Annotated in this window: 21 protein-coding genes; all 21 read right to left on the reverse strand. The window is 49.9% G+C overall.

Features of this window, described 5'->3' with window-relative positions:
- Window positions 1-110: 110 nt before the first annotated feature.
- The 21 genes from pstA to mnmG all read right to left on the reverse strand — a co-directional run bounded on the left by pstA (window position 111) and on the right by mnmG (window position 22,497).
- On the reverse strand, window positions 111-1,001 hold the full coding sequence (pstA, locus tag A7Z29_RS15570; RefSeq protein ID WP_001251991.1) for a phosphate ABC transporter permease PstA: 891 nt from the start codon (window positions 999-1,001) through the stop codon (window positions 111-113).
- Window positions 1,001-1,960: a phosphate ABC transporter permease PstC gene (pstC, locus tag A7Z29_RS15575; protein WP_000741617.1), complete on the reverse strand. Its 960-nt coding sequence runs from the start codon at window positions 1,958-1,960 to the stop codon at window positions 1,001-1,003. Before pstC ends, pstA begins: the two co-directional genes overlap by 1 nt.
- A gap of 85 nt (window positions 1,961-2,045) precedes the next feature.
- Complete coding sequence (gene pstS, locus A7Z29_RS15580) at window positions 2,046-3,086, reverse strand: phosphate ABC transporter substrate-binding protein PstS (RefSeq protein ID WP_000867164.1); 1,041 nt, start codon at window positions 3,084-3,086, stop codon at window positions 2,046-2,048.
- Between the two features lie 246 nt (window positions 3,087-3,332).
- Window positions 3,333-3,632: a fimbrial protein gene (locus A7Z29_RS24075; RefSeq protein WP_459251561.1), complete on the reverse strand. Its 300-nt coding sequence runs from the start codon at window positions 3,630-3,632 to the stop codon at window positions 3,333-3,335.
- Between the two features lie 34 nt (window positions 3,633-3,666).
- Complete coding sequence (locus A7Z29_RS15585) at window positions 3,667-4,437, reverse strand: fimbrial protein (RefSeq protein WP_459251562.1); 771 nt, start codon at window positions 4,435-4,437, stop codon at window positions 3,667-3,669.
- A 10-nt stretch (window positions 4,438-4,447) separates the two neighbouring features.
- Window positions 4,448-6,970, reverse strand: a complete 2,523-nt coding sequence (gene lpfC-O113 / locus A7Z29_RS15590; protein ID WP_105290439.1) for a long polar fimbrial usher protein LpfC-O113 — start codon at window positions 6,968-6,970, stop codon at window positions 4,448-4,450.
- A 24-nt stretch (window positions 6,971-6,994) separates the two neighbouring features.
- Window positions 6,995-7,726, reverse strand: coding sequence for a long polar fimbrial chaperone LpfB-O113 (lpfB-O113, locus tag A7Z29_RS15595; RefSeq protein ID WP_000088108.1), 732 nt, complete (start codon window positions 7,724-7,726; stop codon window positions 6,995-6,997).
- A 46-nt stretch (window positions 7,727-7,772) separates the two neighbouring features.
- The gene (gene lpfA-O113 / locus A7Z29_RS15600) at window positions 7,773-8,345 is read right to left on the reverse strand and encodes a long polar fimbria major subunit LpfA-O113 (protein WP_000827800.1); all 573 of its coding nucleotides are present in this window, start codon (window positions 8,343-8,345) and stop codon (window positions 7,773-7,775) included.
- A gap of 304 nt (window positions 8,346-8,649) precedes the next feature.
- On the reverse strand, window positions 8,650-10,479 hold the full coding sequence (glmS, locus tag A7Z29_RS15605; protein ID WP_000334114.1) for a glutamine--fructose-6-phosphate transaminase (isomerizing): 1,830 nt from the start codon (window positions 10,477-10,479) through the stop codon (window positions 8,650-8,652).
- Between the two features lie 162 nt (window positions 10,480-10,641).
- Window positions 10,642-12,012 carry a bifunctional UDP-N-acetylglucosamine diphosphorylase/glucosamine-1-phosphate N-acetyltransferase GlmU gene (glmU, locus tag A7Z29_RS15610; RefSeq protein WP_000933711.1) on the reverse strand — a complete coding sequence of 457 codons (1,371 nt, stop codon included), beginning with the start codon at window positions 12,010-12,012 and terminating at the stop codon, window positions 10,642-10,644.
- Window positions 12,013-12,416: 404 nt separating this feature from the next.
- Complete coding sequence (locus A7Z29_RS15615) at window positions 12,417-12,836, reverse strand: F0F1 ATP synthase subunit epsilon (protein ID WP_001251965.1); 420 nt, start codon at window positions 12,834-12,836, stop codon at window positions 12,417-12,419.
- Between the two features lie 20 nt (window positions 12,837-12,856).
- The gene (gene atpD, locus A7Z29_RS15620) at window positions 12,857-14,239 is read right to left on the reverse strand and encodes a F0F1 ATP synthase subunit beta (RefSeq protein ID WP_000190506.1); all 1,383 of its coding nucleotides are present in this window, start codon (window positions 14,237-14,239) and stop codon (window positions 12,857-12,859) included.
- A gap of 26 nt (window positions 14,240-14,265) precedes the next feature.
- The gene (atpG, locus tag A7Z29_RS15625) at window positions 14,266-15,129 is read right to left on the reverse strand and encodes a F0F1 ATP synthase subunit gamma (RefSeq protein WP_000896498.1); all 864 of its coding nucleotides are present in this window, start codon (window positions 15,127-15,129) and stop codon (window positions 14,266-14,268) included.
- 50 nt (window positions 15,130-15,179) lie between these two features.
- A complete protein-coding gene (atpA, locus tag A7Z29_RS15630; RefSeq protein ID WP_001176745.1) occupies window positions 15,180-16,721 on the reverse strand; it encodes a F0F1 ATP synthase subunit alpha in 1,542 nt (513 codons plus the stop codon).
- Between the two features lie 12 nt (window positions 16,722-16,733).
- Window positions 16,734-17,267 (reverse strand): F0F1 ATP synthase subunit delta, encoded by a 534-nt coding sequence (atpH, locus tag A7Z29_RS15635; protein WP_001288587.1) that lies wholly within the window; start codon window positions 17,265-17,267, stop codon window positions 16,734-16,736.
- 14 nt (window positions 17,268-17,281) lie between these two features.
- Window positions 17,282-17,752, reverse strand: a complete 471-nt coding sequence (atpF, locus tag A7Z29_RS15640; RefSeq protein WP_001052219.1) for a F0F1 ATP synthase subunit B — start codon at window positions 17,750-17,752, stop codon at window positions 17,282-17,284.
- 61 nt (window positions 17,753-17,813) lie between these two features.
- On the reverse strand, window positions 17,814-18,053 hold the full coding sequence (atpE, locus tag A7Z29_RS15645; protein ID WP_000429386.1) for a F0F1 ATP synthase subunit C: 240 nt from the start codon (window positions 18,051-18,053) through the stop codon (window positions 17,814-17,816).
- A 46-nt stretch (window positions 18,054-18,099) separates the two neighbouring features.
- Complete coding sequence (atpB, locus tag A7Z29_RS15650) at window positions 18,100-18,915, reverse strand: F0F1 ATP synthase subunit A (RefSeq protein ID WP_000135622.1); 816 nt, start codon at window positions 18,913-18,915, stop codon at window positions 18,100-18,102.
- 8 nt (window positions 18,916-18,923) lie between these two features.
- Complete coding sequence (gene atpI / locus A7Z29_RS15655) at window positions 18,924-19,304, reverse strand: F0F1 ATP synthase subunit I (RefSeq protein ID WP_000116699.1); 381 nt, start codon at window positions 19,302-19,304, stop codon at window positions 18,924-18,926.
- A gap of 616 nt (window positions 19,305-19,920) precedes the next feature.
- The gene (gene rsmG / locus A7Z29_RS15660) at window positions 19,921-20,544 is read right to left on the reverse strand and encodes a 16S rRNA (guanine(527)-N(7))-methyltransferase RsmG (RefSeq protein WP_000932852.1); all 624 of its coding nucleotides are present in this window, start codon (window positions 20,542-20,544) and stop codon (window positions 19,921-19,923) included.
- A 63-nt stretch (window positions 20,545-20,607) separates the two neighbouring features.
- Window positions 20,608-22,497, reverse strand: a complete 1,890-nt coding sequence (gene mnmG / locus A7Z29_RS15665) for a tRNA uridine-5-carboxymethylaminomethyl(34) synthesis enzyme MnmG (protein WP_032226875.1) — start codon at window positions 22,495-22,497, stop codon at window positions 20,608-20,610.
- Between the last annotated feature and the right edge of the window lie 191 nt (window positions 22,498-22,688).

Consider the following 22,688-nt stretch of genomic DNA (forward strand, 5'->3'; position numbering starts at 1 on the left):
GCCGCATCCGACAAAGTGTTAACCGTGTACAGAGTCAAAAAGGCGCTCGATCGGTCCCCTCGCCCCTCTGGGGAGAGGGTTAGGGTGAGGGGAAAACCGTGTCAGCAATATCAACCGTGTTTATTCTTCGCAAAAACAACGCGCGCCAGAATGTTCAGCAACAGGACGCACAGGGTGATGATCAATACCCCGGCCCAGGCCAGTTGCTGCCATTCCGCAAACGGGCTCATCGCAAACTTAAAGATCGTCACCGGCAGGTTGGCGATCGGCTGCATCATGTCCGTGCTCCAGAACTGGTTGGAGAGCGCGGTAAACAGCAGCGGCGCGGTTTCACCGGCAATACGGGCAATCGCCAGCAGGATACCGGTCATGATCCCGGATACCGACGCTTTCAGCGTAATCGCGGAGATCATCTTCCACTTCGGCGTACCCAGCGCATAAGCCGCTTCACGCAGGCTGTCCGGCACCAGTTTCAGCATGTTCTCGGTGGTACGGATAACAATGGGCACCTGCAACAGCGCCAGCGCAATTACGCCCGCCCAGCCGGAGAAGTGCTCCATCTGCGCCACCACGATGGTATAAACAAACAGACCAACCACAATCGACGGTGCAGAGAGCAGAATGTCGTTAATAAAGCGAATCACTTCTGCCAGCCAGGATTTACGGCCATACTCCGCCAGATAAATCCCCGCCATAATACCCAGCGGCGTACCGAATACCGTGGCCCACAAAATTAACAGGCCGCTACCCGCCAGGGCGTTCGCCAGACCACCACCTTCCGTATTTGGCGGCGGCGTCATTTCGGTGAACAGCGCCAGCGACATACCGTCGATTCCGCGAGTGATGGTGGACATTAAAATCCAGATCAGCCAGAACAGGCCGAAGGCCATCGTCGCCATTGAGAGCGTCAGCGCAATACGGTTTTTGAGACGGCGACGCGCCTGCATTTTGCGGCGGGATTCCGCCAGCGCCGCAGTGGTTTGCATTTCAACCATAGCCATTAGCGTGCCCCCTCATTCTTAGCCAGGCGCATAATCATAAACTTCGATGCGGCCAGGACGATGAAGGTAATTACAAACAGGATCAGGCCGAGTTCCATCAGTGCGGCAACGTGCAAGCCAGATTCCGCTTCCGCAAATTCGTTGGCCAGCGCAGAGGTGATACTGTTGCCCGGCATGTACAGCGAGGCGCTGTCGAGCTGGTAGGTGTTACCGATGATAAAGGTCACCGCCATGGTTTCACCGAGCGCGCGCCCCAGCCCCAGCATAATGCCGCCGATAACACCATTTTTGGTGAACGGAAGAACGATACGCCAGATAACTTCCCAGGTGGTGCAGCCGATACCGTAGGCCGACTCTTTCATCATCACAGGTGTCTGTTCGAACACATCGCGCATGACCGCCGCAATGTACGGAATGATCATGATGGCGAGGATCACGCCTGCCGCGAGGATACCGATACCAAAGGCCGGGCCGGAGAACAGCGCGCCGACAATCGGGATATTCGACAGGATATTGCCGACTGGCTCCTGGAAGTAAACGGCAAATAGCGGCGCGAAGATAAACAGCCCCCACATGCCGTAAACGATACTTGGAATGGCTGCCAGCAGCTCAATGGCGATCCCCAGCGGGCGTTTCAGCCAGCCTGGCGCAAGCTCGGTCAGGAACAGGGCGATACCGAAACTCACCGGAACGGCGATCAGCAGCGCGATAAACGAGGTCACCAGCGTACCGTAGATCGGCACCAGCGCCCCGTAAATATCGTTCGGTGCATCCCACTCTTTGGTCCACAGGAAAGCCAGACCAAATTTCTGAATGCTCGGCCAGGAGGAGATGATCAGAGAGACAATAATGCCACCCAACATCAATAGCACAATCAGCGCCGCCAGTTTTACCAGCACGCTGAAAATTATGTCGCCCTTTTTACCCGGTGGGTTAAAAGCAGGCTTGGTTGCAGCCATAAGTTACTCTTCAGTTAAACGCGTTTACAAAGTCATTTTGTAATGCCGGATACGACGTAAAGACCTTATCCGGCATGGTGTTTTATTAGTACAGCGGCTTACCGCTACTGTCTTTAATATTGGTCTTCCACGCAGCGCGAACCTGTTCTACAACGCTCTCCGGCAGACTGGCGTAATCAAGGTCGTTAGCCTGTTTAGCCCCGGTTTTGTATGCCCAGTCGAAGAACTTCAGCACTTCTACACCCTGCTCAGGTTTCTTCTGATCTTTGTGGATCAGTATGAACGTGGTAGAGGTAATAGGCCATGCATCTTCGCCTTTCTGGTTGGTCAGATCCTGAGCGAAGGTTTTGCTCCAGTCTGCACCTTTTGCTGCATTAGCGAAGTTTTCTTCGGTCGGACTAACCGGTTTACCATCAGCGGAGATCAGTTTGGTGTACGCCAGGTTGTTCTGCTTAGCGTAAGCATATTCAACGTAACCAATTGCACCCGGCAGACGCTGAACGAACGCGGCGATACCGTCGTTACCTTTACCGCCCAGACCGATCGGCCATTTTACGGTAGAGCCAGTACCAACGTTGTTTTTCCACTCTTCGTTCACTTTCGCCAGGTAGCTGGTGAAGACGAAGGAAGTCCCGGAGCCATCTGCGCGGCGCACTACGGCAATGTTCTGTGAAGGCAGTTTCAGACCCGGATTGAGTTTAGCGATGGCTTCGTCATCCCACTTTTTGATTTTGCCCAGGTAGATGTCACCGAGAGTTTTACCATCCAGCACCAGTTCACCAGATTTCAGACCCGGCAGGTTAACCGCCAGCACCACGCCGCCAATCACGGTCGGAAACTGGAAAAGGCCTTCCTGAGCCAGTTTTTCGTCAGACAGCGGCGCGTCTGAAGCACCGAAATCAACGGTATTGGCGATAATCTGTTTTACGCCACCGGAAGAACCGATACCCTGGTAGTTAACTTTATTACCGGTTTCTTTCTGGTAAGTGTCAGCCCATTTGGCATACACCGGCGCAGGGAAGGTTGCACCCGCACCTGTCAGGCTTGCTTCTGCAAATACAGAGAAAGCACTCATCGATAAGGTCGCGGCGACAACAGTTGCGACGGTGGTACGCATAACTTTCATAATGTCTCCTGGGAGGATTCATAAAGCATTGTTTGTTGGCTACGAGAAGCAAAATAGGACAAACAGGTGACAGTTATATGTAAGGTTTATGACAGTTTTATGACAAATCAGGATTATTATTTAAGTATTTAATTTATTTGAAGAAAAAAAGGAAAGCGATGTCATCGTTTTGTCATGTCGGATGAAAATATACAGCCAAAAATGCGTAAAATGACAACGGTGTGAGGAGCACCGCTGTCAGTTCGGTTAGCGAACAATCTCAATTGTTATGGTTGCAGTCGCGGTAAATGTTCCTGGCGCAGGGCGAGCTCCAGTGAGGCTTGCAGGTGCGGCAGAAAAAGTGACGTTGCCAGCTTTCTCTCCATAGACGGTTGTTTTGCCCATATCTGTCGACAATTCGCCTCCGTTTACTTTGATTTCCTTATTATTTTTATCGTATATTTTTACCCCCACGTTGGGGTTTGACGTTACAACCATAGAATTATCCGTACTGGATTCAGTAGCATAAAATGATGTGGTGATATCGTCTGTATTCAGTAACCCCATGTTTTCACACTCAATAGTGACGGTTTTAGTGATTTTATGCGTTGTTACCGCACTCCCGGTAACAAGTGATTTTATGCGTTGTTACCGCACTCCCGGTAACAGAGGAAAAATCTGCGGCGGGTATTTCTTTAAAATCAAAATAAACCGGTTGTAAATTATTAATTTCGCAAGTTTGTGCCGCAGTGATATCGCCGTGAATGTAAACATCAGCCATCGGTTGAGAATAATCAACCGGCGTATCACGACTTATGGTTCCATACAACGTAGATATCTTTGTTTCAGGAATAATTAACTTTCCCACAAAGGTTTTTTTGATATAAAAATAAATTTGTGCTCTTGCACCGCTGGAAATATTCAAGGGGGAAATACGGCCACAATCATAACTGTTAGAAGGCTTATTAGGCTGATAGTCAAACGGTGCATTAACCATTCCTACTCCGAGAATATCAATTGCAATACCCACATCGAGATTCGGATTAAGATTATAATAATTCAAGCCTGAGTGAACACCAGCAAAGCTTAAGGCATCATTGATTCTGGCTGTGTAGTAAATAAAGGAGAATCGATCTAAAGGCCCCGTATCACAATGACAGCGACCTGGATAAGAGCCACCATTACTCACCGTGGTGTTAAATATCGTACCTACTCTGTTCTGGTTCGCTGTAATAAGATAGCCTGAAAAATTAAGCGTACTATGGAAAACCCCATTATCTGGAGTACAGATACCTTTAGGCGCAGCTAGTATTGTGCCACTAAAAGAGACAATAAGAATCGCCAACCACCATCGTATAATATTCTTGTTCATAAAAATCCTTTTAATGACATGTCACGTCTTGCTCAATTAATCCACTTTCACTTGCAGGTAATGAGAGAGTGTAATCGAAGGTACATTTTGTGGTCGCATTTTCGCCCCAGGATAATGTTACTTGTCCCTTTTCAGTAAGTCCCGAGAGATAAAGCTCGCCATGGTCCCCCACAATCCCTGAGTTTGCAGAGGACGCGCTTTGTACTGATGCCATCGCGCCAAATGGTGCTGGCTTACCTTTTACATTCATGACTCTGAATAAAACACGGTAACCCACATGCGTAACAAACTCTGCTTTAACCACAGCGCCACGCGTCGGAATCATCGTCACGACGGTATTATCAAGCTCGACATTTGCTTTCGAGAAATAGTTATCACTGATTGCCACTCGGTTTTCATCATATGGATTTAGTTGTGTCTTGACCGTGTAGCCACGCCAGTCCGTTGCGGCACCGCGCATATTATCAATTTCCAGCCCGGCTGCGCCTGGTGCTTTAACCAGCGCGATGGTTTCACCTAACTCCTGACTTAACGTTACCCCTTCGCTGTGCGCCAGAATACCGCCCTTAATACCGTAATTGAGTCGCTGGGAATTTTGGCTGTAATTATAACTGCCGTTCAGCGAACCGTAGGTGCCGTCATAAGACAGTGACATATTCCCGCCAACTTCATCATCGTGGCTGTTATAAGACTGCATTAAATTCCAGGACAGATTATTTTTTTCCAGGGCTGTTCCGCTTATCCCTACTTGATGTGAACTGCCGGAATTATCATTTTGTGAAACGGAATATGTGGCGTAACTATTCCCCCACCAGCCAGATAAAGGCACAGATAAAGAGAGCATGTAGATCTGCTCACTGCTGTTATCACTGGCATAATTATTACTCGTCCCCTGACGAGCGGTATTGGAATAACTCCAGGAGATATTCCACGAGAGACGCTTCCAGCTACTGCTGTAGCCAAATTGCATTAATCGCTCGACATCATCGGTATGCCAGTACTGCTGACGACTTAATGTCAGGTATACGTTGCCGTAATCTCTTCCCAGCGACTGCGTTAGCGTTCCTTCCACACGACTGCGGCGGTTACCGGTTTGCCAGAAATCGTCAGGACTGTTGCTCCGTGACGCCCATTCGTTGAGGGTATAGTAGCCTTCAGTGGAATAACGATAGCCAACCAGACGCAAACTGGTGTCCGTATCATCAAAACGTTTCGAATACAGAAAGCGATAGGACTGTCCGGTTTCCGTATCATCATGACTAAATTTTGCACGCGCATGAGTCACATCGAACGAGATAGCACCCAGAGAACCAAGATCTTTACCCATCCCTAACGCTGCTGAACCATAATTCTCGGTAGCCTGTAAACCACCATACAACGTAAACCCATGCGGCAGGCCATGAAGGATCTGCGCCTGGATGACATCTGGCATAAATCCATCTTCATCGCGTAATTCACCCACACTGATATCGACATCTGTTTGACCTTCACGCTTAAGGATTGCCAAAGTGGCGTAAGGTTGGGTGAATCGTTGTTCGCTACCATCTTCTTCCTTGATAGTTACGTCCAAATCTCCCCCTGAACTGGCAGTGTTCAGGTCAGTAATTTCAAAGGCACCTAGTGGAACGGCAGACTGGTAAATCACATAACCACTTTGACGAATGATGACCGTGGCGTTGGACTTGGCAATGCCACGCACCACAGGGGCAAATCCATTCTGGCTGGCAGGCAACATATCGTTATCGGTATAAAGACGTGCGCCACGGATTTGCGTGCTGTCGAAAATATCGCTCGCCGTCCACGTATCGCCGATCATAATCTGGCTTCGTAACGCGGCAATATTACGTTGTATCCAGGTGCTTATAGAGTTGTAATCCGCACGACCATCGGTTGTGTTTAAAGTACTGTAATTGCGTAATCGCCACGGCCCAATATTCAGTCCGTTGCGCAGGTTGAGATAGCTGGTATTCGTCTCCTGAGAACCATAATCAGAACGCAGGGTATGTGAACCGGAAAAATCGTAGTTGATAGTGAGCGCATTAATCCCCTCATCCCAACGCGTAGGGCTTATGTAATCGTAGGCCATCGCGTCCATGTAGATTTGGGGAATGGAGATATTCAGTTGCAGTTTATCGCTGTCCAGTTGCCAGGATGAGCCTTCAATGCGTGGCTCAGGATCAATACAGACCGTTTCATCCACATCATTGAGCGATTTCAGTGCATCAACTTTTACGCCAAAGGAGATCAGCGTTTTTTTTATAGCGACAAAGCAGGCGTGTAAATCAGCATCGGGATTATCCTGAACAAATGTCACATCCTGACGTTCAAACATTTTACCGTTGATAAAAATATCAACGCTATAAACGCCGGGAGGCATCATATTTGCCCGGTTAAACTGACGAATGTCGACCCCGGATTGATGGTCGATTTCCAGTAGCGCCGGGTTAAATACGCTGACCTGGGCCATCAGACTATGTGAGAATATCAGACACGTCCCTGCCATCAGGCCAACCGCTATTCTGGTCGTAACCATAATACGCCTATCCTTATGCCATGCTTACAGTGCGTTTTTTAGCGGTTCGCTTATCGCGCCATAATCATTTATGAATCGCCAGGTCATTTGGTTACCCGCAGAATTGGCAGGCAACGGTAAAGAGAGCGTTTCGAAAGGACGGATCATATTGAGAGGCACATCATGGCCATCAACAATGACATCCATCACACTGATATGAATCGGGTTTGGATTTTCAGCAATCAGATTTTTGCCTTCACGGCGCCACTTAACCTTAGGCGCTGCATCTTCAGGAATAAGTCGAATAGTTGCTGGTCGCCAGAACAGCTTGATACGCGTTTTAACAGCAATTTCCAAAGAGTTAGCCGCTTTATTGGTTGCTGCAGGCGGAATATTTTTGATATTCAGCCAGAAGACGGATTCACGGTCGTCGGGTAATGACATTCCCTTCGTGTGAAGAATACGTAATACTTTTTCTTGTCCGGGTTCAAGTCGGGATACAGGAGGTATAACAGTAAAGGGCGCTTTACTTTTATCATCTTTATTAAACGGATCCACCCATGACTGGATGAGATAAGGGATCTTCTCTTCCTTGCTGAATACAGAAATAGATTTATCTGCATTATTACTTATGTAAACAACCCGCGTACCGCCAATGACAACGCCTGCATAGGTTAATGCTGGCTGGCCTAAAAAAAGGCTTAACATAATCGCGATAAATAATTTGTACCAAAGGGTTGTTTTAAAGAGCCTGATTAAACAACTTTTTCTGGACATAATAACTCCCTGGCCAAAGCCAACTGAATAAAAAGGCTCTGATAAATTATTTCTTATATTCGATAGTAAATTGTGAATCGGCGTTCGCTGTACCCGCCGTTACGACTGCATTTGTTGCAACATAGCGTGCAATAAATTTCATTTCCGCAGTGCCGTTACCATCGATAGTGGTATAAGCTGAGTCGTTATAAAGTTTGACCTGAGAGTTGTCAGCCTGGTTAAAGATACGGATACCAACACCAGTGGCCACAATCGCTGCCCCGGTGCCGGTATAATCACCCGGATCGGCAGCTGTAGTCGGAGTACCCACTTTCAGATCGCCATCGCCGCCAGGTGCTTCTGTACCATCAAAACGAACCGCAGCCTGAGTGTACGTTGCCGGGCATTTCTCCAGTTTAATACTAAACTGCTGTGGCGATGCCATGCTACCTACGCCTGAAAATGCATTTTTACTGACTTTTCCAAGAGGAACAGTTTGATCCGCTGTATCGGAGGTAACTTCACAACTACTGTCAACAATTTCACCAACAAAGTGAACAACACCATCCTCTGCGAGTGCATGTCCGGCCAGCATTAAAGATGCCAGCGTGAATGCACCACCAATAATATTACGTTTCATAAAAACTCCATTGATATAATATATCCTTCAACCCGAACCATCACTTATATTAATAAGTGTATTTATGATTCGCAAACATATTACATCAATGACACAGGTTTAGCTAAATTAATATCTATAAATCAATCGGAGAATATAAATTTATTATATAAATATTATTCAAATAATAGTAAATCAAGTTCGTAAACGGACATTGGTAAAAATTCAGAATATATTTATTTAGTTATCTAAATGGAAAATTTATTAGAAATAAATATGAAAAAGGGCCACCCGCTGGCAGCCCTTACTTACTTAACGGTTAGAATTACTCAACCGTAACCGATTTTGCCAGGTTACGCGGCTGGTCAACATCGGTGCCTTTGATCAGCGCGACATGGTACGCCAGCAGTTGCAGCGGAACGGTGTAGAAGATTGGGGCAATCACTTCTTCCACATGCGGCATCTCGATGATGTGCATATTATCGCTACTTACAAAACCTGCGTCCTGATCGGCAAAGACGTACAACTGACCGCCACGCGCGCGAACTTCTTCAATGTTGGATTTCAGTTTTTCCAACAGTTCGTTATTCGGCGCGACGACGATAACCGGCATATCGGCGTCAATCAACGCCAGCGGACCGTGTTTCAGTTCACCCGCAGCGTAGGCTTCAGCGTGAATATAAGAGATCTCTTTCAGCTTCAATGCGCCTTCCAGCGCGATGGGATACTGATCGCCACGGCCCAGGAACAGTGCGTGATGTTTGTCAGAGAAATCTTCTGCCAGAGCTTCAATACGTTTGTCCTGAGACAGCATCTGCTCAATACGACTCGGCAGCGCCTGCAGACCATGCACGATGTCATGTTCAATGGAGGCATCCAGACCTTTCAGTCGAGACAATTTTGCCACCAGCATCAACAGCACAGTTAGCTGAGTGGTAAAGGCTTTGGTAGATGCCACGCCAATTTCAGTACCGGCATTGGTCATCAGCGCCAGATCGGATTCACGCACCAGAGAAGAACCAGGAACGTTACAGATTGCCAGCGAACCAAGGTAACCCAGCTCTTTCGACAGACGCAGGCCAGCCAGGGTATCTGCCGTTTCACCGGACTGCGACAGAGTGATCATCAGACTGTTACGACGCACGGCTGATTTGCGATAGCGGAATTCAGAGGCGATTTCGACGTCGCACGGAATGCCTGCCAGCGATTCAAACCAGTAGCGGGAAACCATACCAGAATTGTAAGAAGTGCCACAGGCGAGGATCTGAATATGCTCAACCTTCGACAGCAGTTCATCGGCATTCGGGCCCAGCTCGCTTAGATCAACCTGACCGTGGTTAATACGTCCGGCGAGAGTGTTTTTGATCGCGTTAGGCTGTTCGTAGATCTCTTTCTGCATGTAGTGGCGGTAAATACCTTTATCGCCCGCGTCATATTGCAGATTGGATTCGATATCCTGACGTTTTACTTCCGCGCCAGATTTATCGAAGATGTTTACCGAACGGCGAGTGATTTCCGCAATATCGCCCTCTTCAAGGAAGATAAAACGGCGGGTCACCGGCAATAGTGCCAACTGGTCAGAAGCGATAAAGTTTTCGCCCATACCGAGGCCGATAACCAGCGGGCTACCGGAACGAGCCGCCAGCAAAGTATCCGGGTTGCGGGTGTCCATGATAACCGTACCGTAAGCGCCACGCAGTTGAGGGATAGCGCGCAGAACGGCCTCACGCAGAGTGCCGCCCTGTTTCAGTTCCCAGTTCACCAGGTGAGCAATCACTTCTGTGTCGGTTTCAGAAACGAAGGTATAGCCACGCGCTTTTAACTCTTCGCGCAGCGGTTCATGGTTTTCGATGATGCCGTTATGCACCACCACAATGTGTTCAGAAACATGCGGATGCGCATTCGCTTCTGAAGGTTCTCCGTGAGTCGCCCAGCGGGTGTGAGCAATACCGGTGCCGCCATGCAGAGGATGTTCTTCCGCTGCCTGGGCCAGCATCTGTACTTTACCGAGACGACGCAAGCGGGTCATATTTCCGTTTGCATCGACGACTGCCAAACCGGCAGAGTCATAACCACGGTATTCCAGACGACGTAAGCCTTCAAGAAGGATTTCAGCTACATCACGTTGCGCGATCGCGCCAACAATTCCACACATAGTTTTTAATTCCGATTGATATCGTTGTCGGTCAACCTGTATACCCGATTTTTCGGGCGCCCCGAGCCTTGTAGAGAGTGGGGTTATTTTTATAAGTACAACATATTGGGCGGGAGATTATGTTATCTCCTCATCCCTGGTGGCCGGATTACCCAGCCAGAATTACTTTTTCTTAACCGGACGACGCCAGCCTTCTTTTTGTGACTGCGGCACACGGCTGATTGCCAGGGCATTTTCACCAACATTGCGCGTTACGGTAGTACCCGCAGCAATGGTTGCGCCTTTACCAACCGTTACCGGTGCAACAAGTTGGGTGTCAGAACCGACAAATACATCGTCGCCAATAATGGTTTTAAATTTATTCGCACCGTCGTAGTTGCAGGTAATAGTTCCCGCGCCGATGTTAACGTTATCGCCGATTTCCGCATCGCCCAGGTAAGTCAGATGACCGGCTTTCGAGCCTTTACCCAGACGCGCCTTTTTCATCTCAACAAAGTTACCGACGTGTGCGCCTTCCAGCAGTTCTGCACCAGGGCGCAGACGGGCAAACGGGCCAATGGTACAGGCCGCCGCCAGATTCGCATCTTCCACGACTGTATATGGGCTGATTTCGCAATCATCGCCAATCACGCTGTTTTTAATCACGCAACCAGTGCCAATTTTCACGCGATTGCCGAGAGTAACATTACCCTCGATGATAACGTTAGTATCAATTTCAACATCGCGCCCGTGAGTAAGCGTACCGCGCAGATCAAAACGAGCCGGATCGCGCAGCATAACTCCCGCCAGCAGCAATTTTTCTGCCTGTTCGGACTGATAAACGCGCTCCAGACGGGAGAGTTGCAGACGGTTATTTACACCTTCGACTTCGCTTAAACGCTGCGGATGTACAGCGACGATTTCACGTCCTTCCTGATACGCCAGGGCAATAATGTCGGTGATGTAGTACTCGCCCTGAGCATTATTATTGGTCAGCTTCGCCAGCCAGCGTTTCATATCTGCACCGTTGGCGATCAGAATACCGGTGTTGATCTCCTGGATTTGACGCTGCTCATCGGTAGCATCTTTATGCTCAACAATGCCGGTAACTTTGCCATTCTCACGGGTAATGCGACCATAACCGGTTGGATCATCCAGTTTCACTGTCAGCAGACCAATCCCACCCTGCGGTTTTGCATCACGCAGACGCTGGAGTGTTTCGACCGAGATCAGCGGCACATCGCCGTAGAGCATTAAAATGTCTTCATCATCGGCAAAGAAAGGTGCAGCCTGCTGCATTGCATGACCGGTGCCCAGTTGCTCGGCCTGAAGCACCCAGTTCAGGTTGTCATCTTTCAGCGACTGTTTAAGCAGATCGCCACCGTGACCGTAAACCAGGTGAACGTGTGCTGCGCCTAATTCATTCGCAGCATCAATGACATGCTGAACCATCGCTTTCCCGGCAAGGGTATGCAGCACTTTTGGAATATCAGAATACATGCGAGTGCCTTTGCCTGCTGCAAGGATCACTACGCTCATAGCATTATTCAACATACGCGTCCTGACTGTAATTTGAGAACGAATTTAAACCGCTTCACATTGAAAAAACTACATTTTTTTCATCGTGAAATGGACAGAGGATAAATTGCGCAATAAAGGATTATCCCCACTGACGAAAACATCATTTTCGACCATTGGCGCGCCTTTTGTCTGCATAAAAGTAAGATAGCACCTTCATTTAAGCGTCAGCATGATGTTTTTGCTCTTATTTCGATCAATGAATAAACGAGAAAACAAGCAAAGAATTTCGCTGGTTTATATAAGAAGAGTTAATCGCGGAACATGAATGACCACAGCACAAATCCTGCTGTACTGCTATCCAGATGAAAATATGCGCAGCGCACGCAATAAAAAAGCCAGCCTGTTTCCAGACTGGCTTTGTGCTTTTCAAGCCGGTGTTACATCGCTTTTTTGGTCAACTCGATAACGCGCAGCTGCGCGATCGCTTTGGCCAGTTCCGCAGACGCCTGAGCGTAATCTACGTCGCCGTGAGAGCTGCTAATGTGCTCTTCAGCCTTACGTTTCGCTTCCATGGCTCGCGCTTCGTCGAGATCCTGGCCGCGAATTGCGGTGTCGGCCAGAACGGTCACGTTGCCAGGCTGCACTTCAAGAATGCCGCCAGACAGATAGATAAACTCTTCGTGACCGTGCTGTTTCACGATGCGAATCATACCAGGCTTAATGGCGGTGAGCAGCGGTGCGTGGCCAGGGTAGATCCCCAGTTCACCTTCGCTACCCGTTACCTGGATTTTCTCGACCAGACCAGAGAACATTTGTTGCTCTGCGCTGACGACGTCCAGGTGGTAAGTCATTGCCATATCACCCTCCGATTAAGGCGTTAAAGTTTTTTGGCTTTTTCCACTGCTTCTTCGATGGAACCGACCATGTAGAACGCCTGCTCCGGCAGGTGATCGTATTCGCCTTCCATGATGCCTTTAAAGCCACGGATGGTGTCTTTCAGGGAGACGTATTTACCCGGAGAACCGGTGAATACTTCTGCCACGAAGAACGGCTGGGACAGGAAACGCTGGATCTTACGAGCGCGCGCTACCACCAGTTTGTCTTCTTCAGACAGTTCATCCATACCCAGGATGGCGATGATGTCTTTCAGTTCCTGATAACGTTGCAGGATGGACTGAACGCCACGAGCGGTGTCGTAGTGTTCCTGACCAACTACCAGCGGATCCAGCTGACGGCTGGTGGAGTCCAGCGGGTCAACGGCCGGGTAGATACCCAGAGATGCGATCTGACGGCTCAGTACCACGGTTGCGTCAAGGTGAGCAAAGGTGGTTGCTGGGGATGGGTCAGTCAAGTCATCCGCAGGTACGTATACCGCCTGAACGGAGGTGATAGAACCGGTTTTGGTGGAGGTGATACGTTCCTGCAGAACACCCATCTCTTCCGCCAGGGTCGGCTGATAACCTACCGCTGAAGGCATACGACCCAGCAGTGCGGATACTTCCGTACCGGCCAGGGTGTAACGATAGATGTTGTCAACAAACAGCAGAACGTCACGACCTTCGTCACGGAATTTCTCAGCCATGGTCAGGCCGGTCAGAGCAACGCGCAGACGGTTTCCCGGCGGCTCGTTCATCTGGCCATACACCAGGGATACTTTGTCGATAACGTTGGAGTCGGTCATTTCGTGGTAGAAGTCGTTACCCTCACGAGTACGTTCACCTACGCCCGCAAACACAGAGTAACCGGAGTGCTCGATCGCGATGTTACGAATCAGCTCCATCATGTTTACGGTTTTACCTACACCCGCACCACCGAACAGACCAACTTTACCGCCCTTAGCGAACGGACACATCAGGTCGATAACTTTGATACCGGTTTCCAGCAGTTCCTGAGAGTTTGACAGCTCTTCGTAGGAAGGTGCTGCGCGGTGAATCGCCCAACGCTCTTCTTCACCGATCTCGCCTTTCATGTCGACCGGTTCGCCCAGTACGTTCATGATACGACCCAGAGTCGCTTTACCTACCGGGACTTCGATCGGGTGTTCGAGGTCTTTTACATCCAGACCGCGACGCAGACCGTCGGAGGAACCCATTGCGATGGTACGCACGATACCGCCGCCGAGCTGCTGCTGAACTTCCAGCACCAGACGCTCATTACCATTTTGCACCTCAAGAGCATCGTACACGCGCGGTACGGCATCCTGAGGGAATTCGACGTCAACTACGGCGCCGATTACCTGGACAATCTTTCCAGTAGCCATCTTAAATCCTCTACGAAATAACCTGTTTAAACCGCGGCGGCCCCCGAGACGATCTCGGTGAGTTCCTGAGTAATGCTGGCCTGACGAGCTTTGTTGTATACCAACTGCAGCTCTTTAATCAGGCTGCCGCCATTGTCGGTCGCGGCTTTCATCGCCACCATACGGGCGGCCTGCTCGCTGGCCAGGTTTTCAACCACGCCCTGATAAACCTGAGATTCGACATAACGACGCAGCAGGGTATCCAGCAACGCCTTCGGATCGGGTTCGTACAGGTAATCCCAGGATTTGTGTTTCAGATCATCATCATCTGACGCCGGTAACGGCAGCAGCTGGCTGATAGTCGGAACCTGAGACATGGTGTTAATAAATTTGTTGCTGACAATGTAAAGCTTGTCCAGACGGCCTTCATCGTAGGCCTGCAACATCACTTTTACCGGACCGATCAGTTCGGACAGGGAAGGGTTATCCCCCATGCCGGTGACCTGGGCAACAACATTGCCGCCCACGGAGTTGAAGAACGACACGCCTTTCGAGCCGATCATTGCGAGGTCGCATTGAACGCCTTTGTCGGTCCAGGTCTTCATTTCCGCCAGCAGTTTTTTGAACAGGTTAATGTTCAAACCACCGCACAAACCACGGTCGGTCGACACCACCAGGTAGCCCACGCGTTTAACGTCGCGGTCTTCCAGGTATGGGTGCTTATATTCCAGATTACCGTGTGCAAGGTGACCAATCACTTTGCGCATGGTTTCTGCATAAGGACGGCTGGCCGCCATGCGATCCTGCGATTTACGCATTTTGGAAGCGGCGACCATCTCCATCGCTTTAGTGATCTTTTGCGTGTTCTGGACGCTTGCGATCTTACTACGTATCTCTTTTGCGCCGGCCATGAGCTTCTCCTCAATGCCTTGCGGCCTGCCCTAAGGCAAGCCGCCAGACGTTACCAGGATTGGGTTGCTTTGAAGGAATCGAGGATGCCTTTCAGCTTGCCTTCGATTTCGTCGTTGTAGCCACCGGTCTGGTTGATCTCTTGCATCAACGGAGCGTGATCACGGTCGACGTAAGCCAGCAGAGCGGCTTCGAAGCTGCCGATTTTCGACAGTTCAACATCCGCCAGGTAACCACGTTCTGCTGCGAACAGAACCAGAGACTGTTGCGCTACGGACATCGGCGCATACTGTTTCTGTTTCAGCAGTTCGGTCACTTTCTGACCGTGGTCAAGCTGCTTACGTGTTGCATCGTCAAGGTCGGATGCAAACTGAGAGAACGCTGCCAGTTCACGATACTGTGCCAGAGCGGTACGGATACCACCGGACAGTTTTTTCATGATCTTGGTCTGTGCTGCACCACCAACACGGGATACGGAAATACCCGGGTTAACCGCAGGACGAATACCGGCGTTGAACAGGTTGGTTTCCAGGAAGATCTGACCATCGGTAATGGAGATTACGTTGGTCGGAACGAACGCAGAAACGTCACCCGCCTGAGTTTCGATAATCGGCAGCGCGGTCAGAGAACCGGTTTTCCCTTTCACTTCACCTTTGGTGAAGGCTTCAACGTATTCGGCGTTAACACGCGCAGCACGCTCCAGCAGACGAGAGTGGAGGTAGAATACGTCGCCCGGGAATGCTTCACGTCCTGGCGGACGACGGAGCAGCAGGGAGATCTGACGGTAAGCAACAGCCTGTTTAGACAGGTCATCGTAAATGATCAGCGCATCTTCGCCACGGTCACGGAAGTATTCGCCCATTGCACAACCGGCATACGGTGCCAGGTATTGCAGTGCTGCGGATTCAGACGCGGTTGCTACCACAACAATGGTGTTAGCCAGTGCGCCGTGCTCTTCCAGTTTACGTACCACGTTAGAAATGGTGGACGCTTTCTGGCCGATAGCGACATAGATACATTTGATACCGGAATCGCGCTGGTTGATGATCGCGTCGATTGCCAGTGCGGTTTTACCGGTCTGACGGTCACCGATGATCAATTCACGCTGACCACGACCGATTGGGATCATGGAGTCAACGGCTTTATAACCAGTCTGTACAGGCTGATCTACGGACTGACGTTCGATAACGCCTGGAGCGATTGCTTCTACAGCAGAGAAGCCGTCGTGATCCAGCGGACCTTTACCGTCGATTGGCGCACCCAGGGTGTTAACCACACGACCCAGCAGGCCACGACCAACCGGAACTTCCAGGATACGACCAGTACACTTAACTTTCATGCCTTCGGCAAGGTCAGCGTACGGACCCATAACTACCGCACCTACAGAGTCGCGCTCGAGGTTCAGTGCGATAGCGTAACGGTTACCCGGCAGGGAGATCATTTCACCCTGCATACAATCGGCCAGGCCGTGGATGCGGATAACACCGTCACTTACAGAAACAATAGTACCTTCGTTGTGAGCTTCACTCACAACATTGAACTGAGCAATGCGCTGCTTGATCAGTTCGCTGATTTCGGTGGAATTCAGTTGCATGCTCCAGTCCCCTTAAGACTGCAAGACGTCTGCAAGGCGCTCAAGACGACCGCGTACGCTGCCATCAATGACCATATCACCCGCTCGGATGATAACGCCTGCCATTACAGACTTATCGATTTTGCAATTCAGCTTAACTTTGCGTGACAGACGTTTTTCCATCGCAGCAGAAATTTTCGCGAGCTGTTGTTCACTCAGTGCGGCAGCGGAAATGACGTCTACCTCAGCGGTAGCCTCACTCACGGCACGCAGGTGAATAAACTGCTCCAGAACATCCGGGAGCGCGTTAAGACGACCATTTTCAGCCATAACCCGAATCAGGTTCTGACCGTTTTCGTCCAGTTGCTCACCACAAACTGCGATAAACGACTCGGCGAGCGTTTCTGGCGCCAGTGCGCCAGAGAGAAGCTCTGCCATCTGTTCGTTTTTGGTTACCTCGGCGGCAAACGCCAGCATGTCCTGCCAGCGTTCTACACTTTGGTGTTCGACGGCAAAGTCAAAAGCTGCTTTGGCGTAGGGGCGAGCTACCGTAATAAATTCAGACATCAGCCCCTCCCTCCTTACAGTTCAGCGACAAGTTTATCCACGATGTCGCTGTTAGCAGCTTCATCCACGGAACGTTCGATGATCTTCTCGGCGCCAGCAACAGCCAGGATAGCAACTTGCTTACGCAGCTCTTCACGGGCACGTTTACGCTCGGCTTCAATTTCCGCCTGCGCCTGAGCCACGATTTTAGTACGTTCCTGTTCTGCCTCAGCTTTCGCTTCGTCCAGAATCTGCGAGCGGCGTTTGTTCGCCTGCTCGATGATTACCTGGGCTTCCGCTTTCGCTTTTTTCAGCTGGTCGGTCGCGCTGGCCTTTGCAAGGTCAAGGTCCTTGTGTGCTCGTTCTGCGGAAGCAAGACCGTCAGCAATTTCTTTTTGACGTTTTTCGATGGCAGCCATTAATGGCGGCCATACGTACTTCATGCAGAACAGAACGAACAGGACAAACGCGATGGCCTGGCCGAGGATTGTTGCGTTAAGATTCACAGCACAATGCCTCTATTTAGTTAACGTTCTGATATTGCTCTTTAAATAAAAGCAACGCTTACTACGCGACAGCGAACATCACGTACAGACCCAGACCTACAGCGATCATCGGGATAGCATCCACCAGACCCATAACGATAAAGAACTGAGTACGCAGCAGAGGAATCAGATCAGGTTGACGCGCTGCGCCTTCCAGGAATTTACCCCCGAGGATGCCGATACCGATCGCAGCACCGATTGCCGCCAGACCCATCATCACAGCGGCAGCCATGTACAGCAGATCCATATTCAGGTTTTCCATGACAGTCTCCAGTTTGTTTCAGTTAAAACGTAGTAGTGTTGGTAAATTAATGTTCTTCAGACGCCATCGACAGATAGACGATCGTCAGAACCATGAAGATGAAGGCTTGCAGCGTAATGATCAGGATGTGGAAAATGGCCCACGGCACATTCAGGATCCACTGTGACCACCACGGCAACAGACCAGCAATCAGAATGAAAATCAGCTCACCGGCGTACATGTTACCGAACAGTCGCAAACCGAGTGAAACTGGTTTGGACAGCAGGCTTACCCCTTCAAGGATTAAGTTGACAGGAATGAACGCCCAGTGATTGAACGGCTGCAGCGTCAACTCTTTCGTGAAGCCGCCGATGCCTTTCATTTTGATGCTGTAGAACAGAATCAGGATAAATACGCCCAGAGCCATAGACAGCGTTACGTTCACGTCCGCAGACGGAACCACACGCAGTGCAGGCAAACCGATCCAGTGTTCTGCGATATACGGCAGCAGATCGATAGGCAGTAAGTCCATCAGGTTCATCAGGAATACCCAAACGAAGATCGTCAGGGCCAGCGGTGCAATCAGCTTGCTTTTGCCATGGTACATGTCTTTCACGCTACCATTAACAAAGCCGATTACCAGCTCAATCGCGGTCTGAAACTTACCTGGTACGCCGCTGGTCGCCTTTTTGGCGACGCTACGGAACATAAGCAGGAACAACAGACCCAGCACCACCGAGAAGAACATGGAGTCAATATTGATTGTCCAGAAGGTGGCTGGGGGGTTTTGTGGATCCACCAGCGAGAATGTACGCAGGTCCAGCTGAAGGTTATTCAGGTGGTGTCCTATGTAATCCTGCGGCGTCATATTTTCTGAAGCCATGATGCCTTTTACCCTTTGTTGTTAATTACAGCCGGTGCCAGTATCTGAACCACCAGCACCAAAACCCACGTAACGATCAGCGGCAAGAATACCGCCTTTAAAACCGCCAACGCCACCACCAGTAACACCAACATCGCCAGAACTTTGAAAGCTTCGCCAAATGCGAATGTCCAGGCCACCCGGCCTTTCGCTGGTGTATGCGCCTGGTGACGCCAGGCAAATATCATAAACAAAACGTTAGGCAGAAAGACTGCCAGGCCTCCGCTTAATGCAGAGACGCCCCAGAAGGGGTCTTTGAGGCTGAACAGCAATCCACTTGCTATCACCACCAGTAACTGAACGAGCAGAAGCTTCCGAGCAACGTTTCGACTCACGAGCGACACAGACATCACGTTTTTCACTCCTGCTCCCTTCGAGGTATGCCGCGTGTCGTATAAAACTTTCTTTAAGGCTTAGAGTCAAGCATCAAAAAGCGGTCAAATTATACGGTGCGCCCCCGTGATTTCAAACAATAAGTAGCCAAAAGGTGAATAAATGTTTAAATATTTTTCCAGTGCATACAATTGCGACTTTTCTGCTAACCATGCCAGATCATGAAAAACTGTAAATAACGCGTAAACACTGGTGGTAAAGCGTGCTTCAGATCACAGATTGAGCATGTTCGCGCACAGCATATTTATTTACTTGGCAAATGATGCCATTGCAAGTTTCTGATATTTCAGTCTAAAAACAGATACTGTTTTCATAAATAGCATTTACACAACAAAAACCAGACATTGACATTCTTAATAAAATTTTAACAGCAAATTATGGTTCTTAGCGCCGATTTTTAGCAGACTGATATTTTCACCGATGACTTATTTTCTGCTTACCCAAAAAAGCCACGTTAGTTCATTGATGCGAAATGGTAAACGTGGCGTTAAATGTAACCAGTTATATCAGTAAAAAACCTGGTCGTTGTTAACAGTCAAACCGATAAATTTTTTATGATTTTTTTGATAAAAATTAAATTTTATTTGCTTTAATCACAACCAAATGGCGTTCGCCATCCAGAGCAGGAACCTGAAGTTTAACCACTGATTCAACCTGATATTCTGCGGGCAATAGGGCTATTTCATCTTCCGGCATTTGTCCTTTCAGCGCATAGAAACGGCCTTGCTCGCCAGGAAGATGATGACACCAGCTCACCATATCGTTCAGAGAGGCAAAAGCACGGCTAATTACACCATCAAACGGTGGCTCTGACGGAAACTCCTCTACCCTACTCTGTACCGGCTCAATGTTCTCAAGTTTCAATTCATGTTGAACCTGGCGCAGGAAACGCACGCGTTTACCGAGGCTATCCAGTAGTGTGAAGTGGGCGTCAGGGCGTACGATAGATAGAGGAATGCCGGGCAGACCCGGGCCGGTGCCGACATCAATAAAACGTTCACCTTGCAGATAAGGTGCGACGACAATGCTGTCCAGAATATGGCGTACCAGCATCTCATTAGGATCGCGCACCGAAGTCAGGTTGTACGCCTTGTTCCATTTGTGCAGCATATTTACGTAGGCAATAAGCTGATTTTTCTGGTGATCGGTAAGCGAAATTCCTGCGTCTTTCAGCAGTGAGGAGAGTTTGTTGAGCACGGTGATTACCTGTTCTTGATACGTTGCCTGGTAAGCAGGTGCTTACCAGGCATTTTTAATGCGTTATGCGCTACGACGCAGCATACCTTGTTTTTTCAGCCATACCAGAAGAATGGAGATAGCCGCAGGCGTGACGCCAGAAATACGCGAAGCCTGACCGATAGAGGCCGGTTTGTGATCGTTGAGTTTGGCGATCACTTCGTTAGAAAGACCGGATACCTGGCGGTAATCCAGCGTCGCAGGCAGCAAGGTATTCTCGTTACGCAGCTGCTTTTCGATCTCATCTTGCTGGCGCGCAATATAACCTTCGTATTTAACCTGAATCTCAACCTGTTCCGCCGCCTGTTCGTCTGTCAACGCAGGGGCAAACGGCGTCAGCGTGGTTAATTTTTCATAAGTCATTTCCGGACGACGCAGCAGATCTTCACCACTGGCTTCACGGGAAAGCGGCGCAGTCAGGTGAGCATTCACTTCGGCTGCAACGTCCGCTGACGGCGTTACCCAGGTCGATTTCAGACGCTGACGCTCACGCTCGATATTCTCAAGTTTCTCGTTAAAGCGCGCCCAACGTTCGTCATCCACCAGGCCCAGTTCACGACCGATTTCAGTCAAACGCAGATCCGCATTATCTTCGCGCAGCATCAGACGATATTCTGCGCGCGAGGTAAACATACGATACGGTTCTTTGGTTCCTAAAGTGCACAGGTCATCGACCAGTACGCCAAGGTAAGCCTGGGAACGTGCAGGCGCCCAGCCTTCTTTGTCGGCAGACAGTCGAGCGGCGTTAAGACCGGCCAGCAAACCTTGCGCAGCGGCTTCTTCGTAACCGGTAGTGCCGTTAATCTGACCAGCAAAGAACAGCCCCTGGATAAACTTGCTCTCCAGCGTCGGTTTCAGGTCGCGAGGATCGAAGAAGTCATACTCAATGGCATAACCCGGACGCACGATCTTCGCGTTTTCCATCCCCTGCATGGAGCGGACGATTTGCATCTGCACATCGAACGGCAGGCTGGTGGAGATACCGTTCGGATAAATTTCGTTAGACGTCAGCCCTTCCGGTTCAAGGAAGATCTGATGCTGATTTCTGTCGGCGAAGCGCATGACTTTGTCTTCGATCGACGGACAGTAGCGTGGGCCAACACCTTCAATCACTCCGGCATACATTGGACTACGATCGAGGTTACTGCGGATCACGTCATGAGTTTTCTCGTTGGTATGGGTGATATAGCACGGCACCTGCAGTGGATGCTGCGCTGCGTTGCCCATAAACGAGAACACCGGCATTGGGTTATCGCCATGCTGTTGCGCCAGCACACTGAAATTGATGGTGCGGGCGTCAATACGCGGCGGCGTCCCTGTTTTCAGACGACCAACGCGCAGTGGCAGTTCACGCAAACGGCGAGAAAGCGGAATGGAAGGCGGATCTCCAGCACGACCACCGCTGTAATTATCCAGACCGATATGAATCTTGCCGTCAAGGAAAGTGCCTACAGTGAGCACGACAGCCTTAGCACGGAATTTCAACCCCATTTGGGTGACAGCACCGACCACGCGATCATTTTCGACAATAAGATCCTCAACCGCCTGCTGGAAGATCATCAGGTTTGGTTGATTCTCAAGTGCAGTGCGTACCGCCTGACGGTACAGCACACGATCCGCCTGTGCTCGGGTTGCACGAACCGCCGGTCCTTTGCTGGCGTTTAGTATCCTAAACTGGATACCCGCCTGGTCGATCGCTTTTGCCATCAGACCGCCGAGTGCATCCACTTCTTTTACCAGATGTCCCTTCCCAATACCGCCGATTGCCGGGTTGCAGCTCATCTGTCCCAGAGTGTCGATATTGTGTGTCAAAAGCAGAGTCTGTTGACCCATACGCGCCGCAGCCATCGCGGCCTCGGTGCCTGCATGACCCCCGCCAATGATGATGACGTCAAAAGGATCCGGATAAAACATGGTGATTGCCTCGCATAACGCGGTATGAAAATGGATTGAAGCCCGGGCCGTGGATTCTACTCAACTTTGCCTGCTTGAGAAAGACCTGGGATCCTGGGTATTAAAAAGAAGATCTTTTTATTTAGAGATCTGTTCTATTGTGATCTCTTATTAGGATCGCACTGCCCTGTGGATAACAAGGATCCGACTTT

Source organism: Escherichia sp. MOD1-EC6842 (assembly GCF_002965705.1).
In the GTDB taxonomy this organism is placed as follows: Bacteria; Pseudomonadota; Gammaproteobacteria; order Enterobacterales; family Enterobacteriaceae; genus Escherichia; species Escherichia ruysiae.

Bases quoted from the DNA above. Each gene is read 5' to 3' on its own strand.
- pstA (WP_001251991.1), bottom strand. From the start codon at position 1,001: ATGGCTATGGTTGAAATGCAAACCACTGCGGCGCTGGCGGAATCCCGC.
- pstC (WP_000741617.1), bottom strand. From the start codon at position 1,960: ATGGCTGCAACCAAGCCTGCTTTTAACCCACCGGGTAAAAAGGGCGAC.
- pstS (WP_000867164.1), bottom strand. From the start codon at position 3,086: ATGAAAGTTATGCGTACCACCGTCGCAACTGTTGTCGCCGCGACCTTA.
- A7Z29_RS24075 (WP_459251561.1), bottom strand. From the start codon at position 3,632: ATGGGGTTACTGAATACAGACGATATCACCACATCATTTTATGCTACT.
- A7Z29_RS15585 (WP_459251562.1), bottom strand. From the start codon at position 4,437: ATGAACAAGAATATTATACGATGGTGGTTGGCGATTCTTATTGTCTCT.
- lpfC-O113 (WP_105290439.1), bottom strand. From the start codon at position 6,970: ATGGTTACGACCAGAATAGCGGTTGGCCTGATGGCAGGGACGTGTCTG.
- lpfB-O113 (WP_000088108.1), bottom strand. From the start codon at position 7,726: ATGTCCAGAAAAAGTTGTTTAATCAGGCTCTTTAAAACAACCCTTTGG.
- lpfA-O113 (WP_000827800.1), bottom strand. From the start codon at position 8,345: ATGAAACGTAATATTATTGGTGGTGCATTCACGCTGGCATCTTTAATG.
- glmS (WP_000334114.1), bottom strand. From the start codon at position 10,479: ATGTGTGGAATTGTTGGCGCGATCGCGCAACGTGATGTAGCTGAAATC.
- glmU (WP_000933711.1), bottom strand. From the start codon at position 12,012: ATGTTGAATAATGCTATGAGCGTAGTGATCCTTGCAGCAGGCAAAGGC.
- A7Z29_RS15615 (WP_001251965.1), bottom strand. From the start codon at position 12,836: ATGGCAATGACTTACCACCTGGACGTCGTCAGCGCAGAGCAACAAATG.
- atpD (WP_000190506.1), bottom strand. From the start codon at position 14,239: ATGGCTACTGGAAAGATTGTCCAGGTAATCGGCGCCGTAGTTGACGTC.
- atpG (WP_000896498.1), bottom strand. From the start codon at position 15,129: ATGGCCGGCGCAAAAGAGATACGTAGTAAGATCGCAAGCGTCCAGAAC.
- atpA (WP_001176745.1), bottom strand. From the start codon at position 16,721: ATGCAACTGAATTCCACCGAAATCAGCGAACTGATCAAGCAGCGCATT.
- atpH (WP_001288587.1), bottom strand. From the start codon at position 17,267: ATGTCTGAATTTATTACGGTAGCTCGCCCCTACGCCAAAGCAGCTTTT.
- atpE (WP_000429386.1), bottom strand. From the start codon at position 18,053: ATGGAAAACCTGAATATGGATCTGCTGTACATGGCTGCCGCTGTGATG.
- atpB (WP_000135622.1), bottom strand. From the start codon at position 18,915: ATGGCTTCAGAAAATATGACGCCGCAGGATTACATAGGACACCACCTG.
- atpI (WP_000116699.1), bottom strand. From the start codon at position 19,304: ATGTCTGTGTCGCTCGTGAGTCGAAACGTTGCTCGGAAGCTTCTGCTC.
- mnmG (WP_032226875.1), bottom strand. From the start codon at position 22,497: ATGTTTTATCCGGATCCTTTTGACGTCATCATCATTGGCGGGGGTCAT.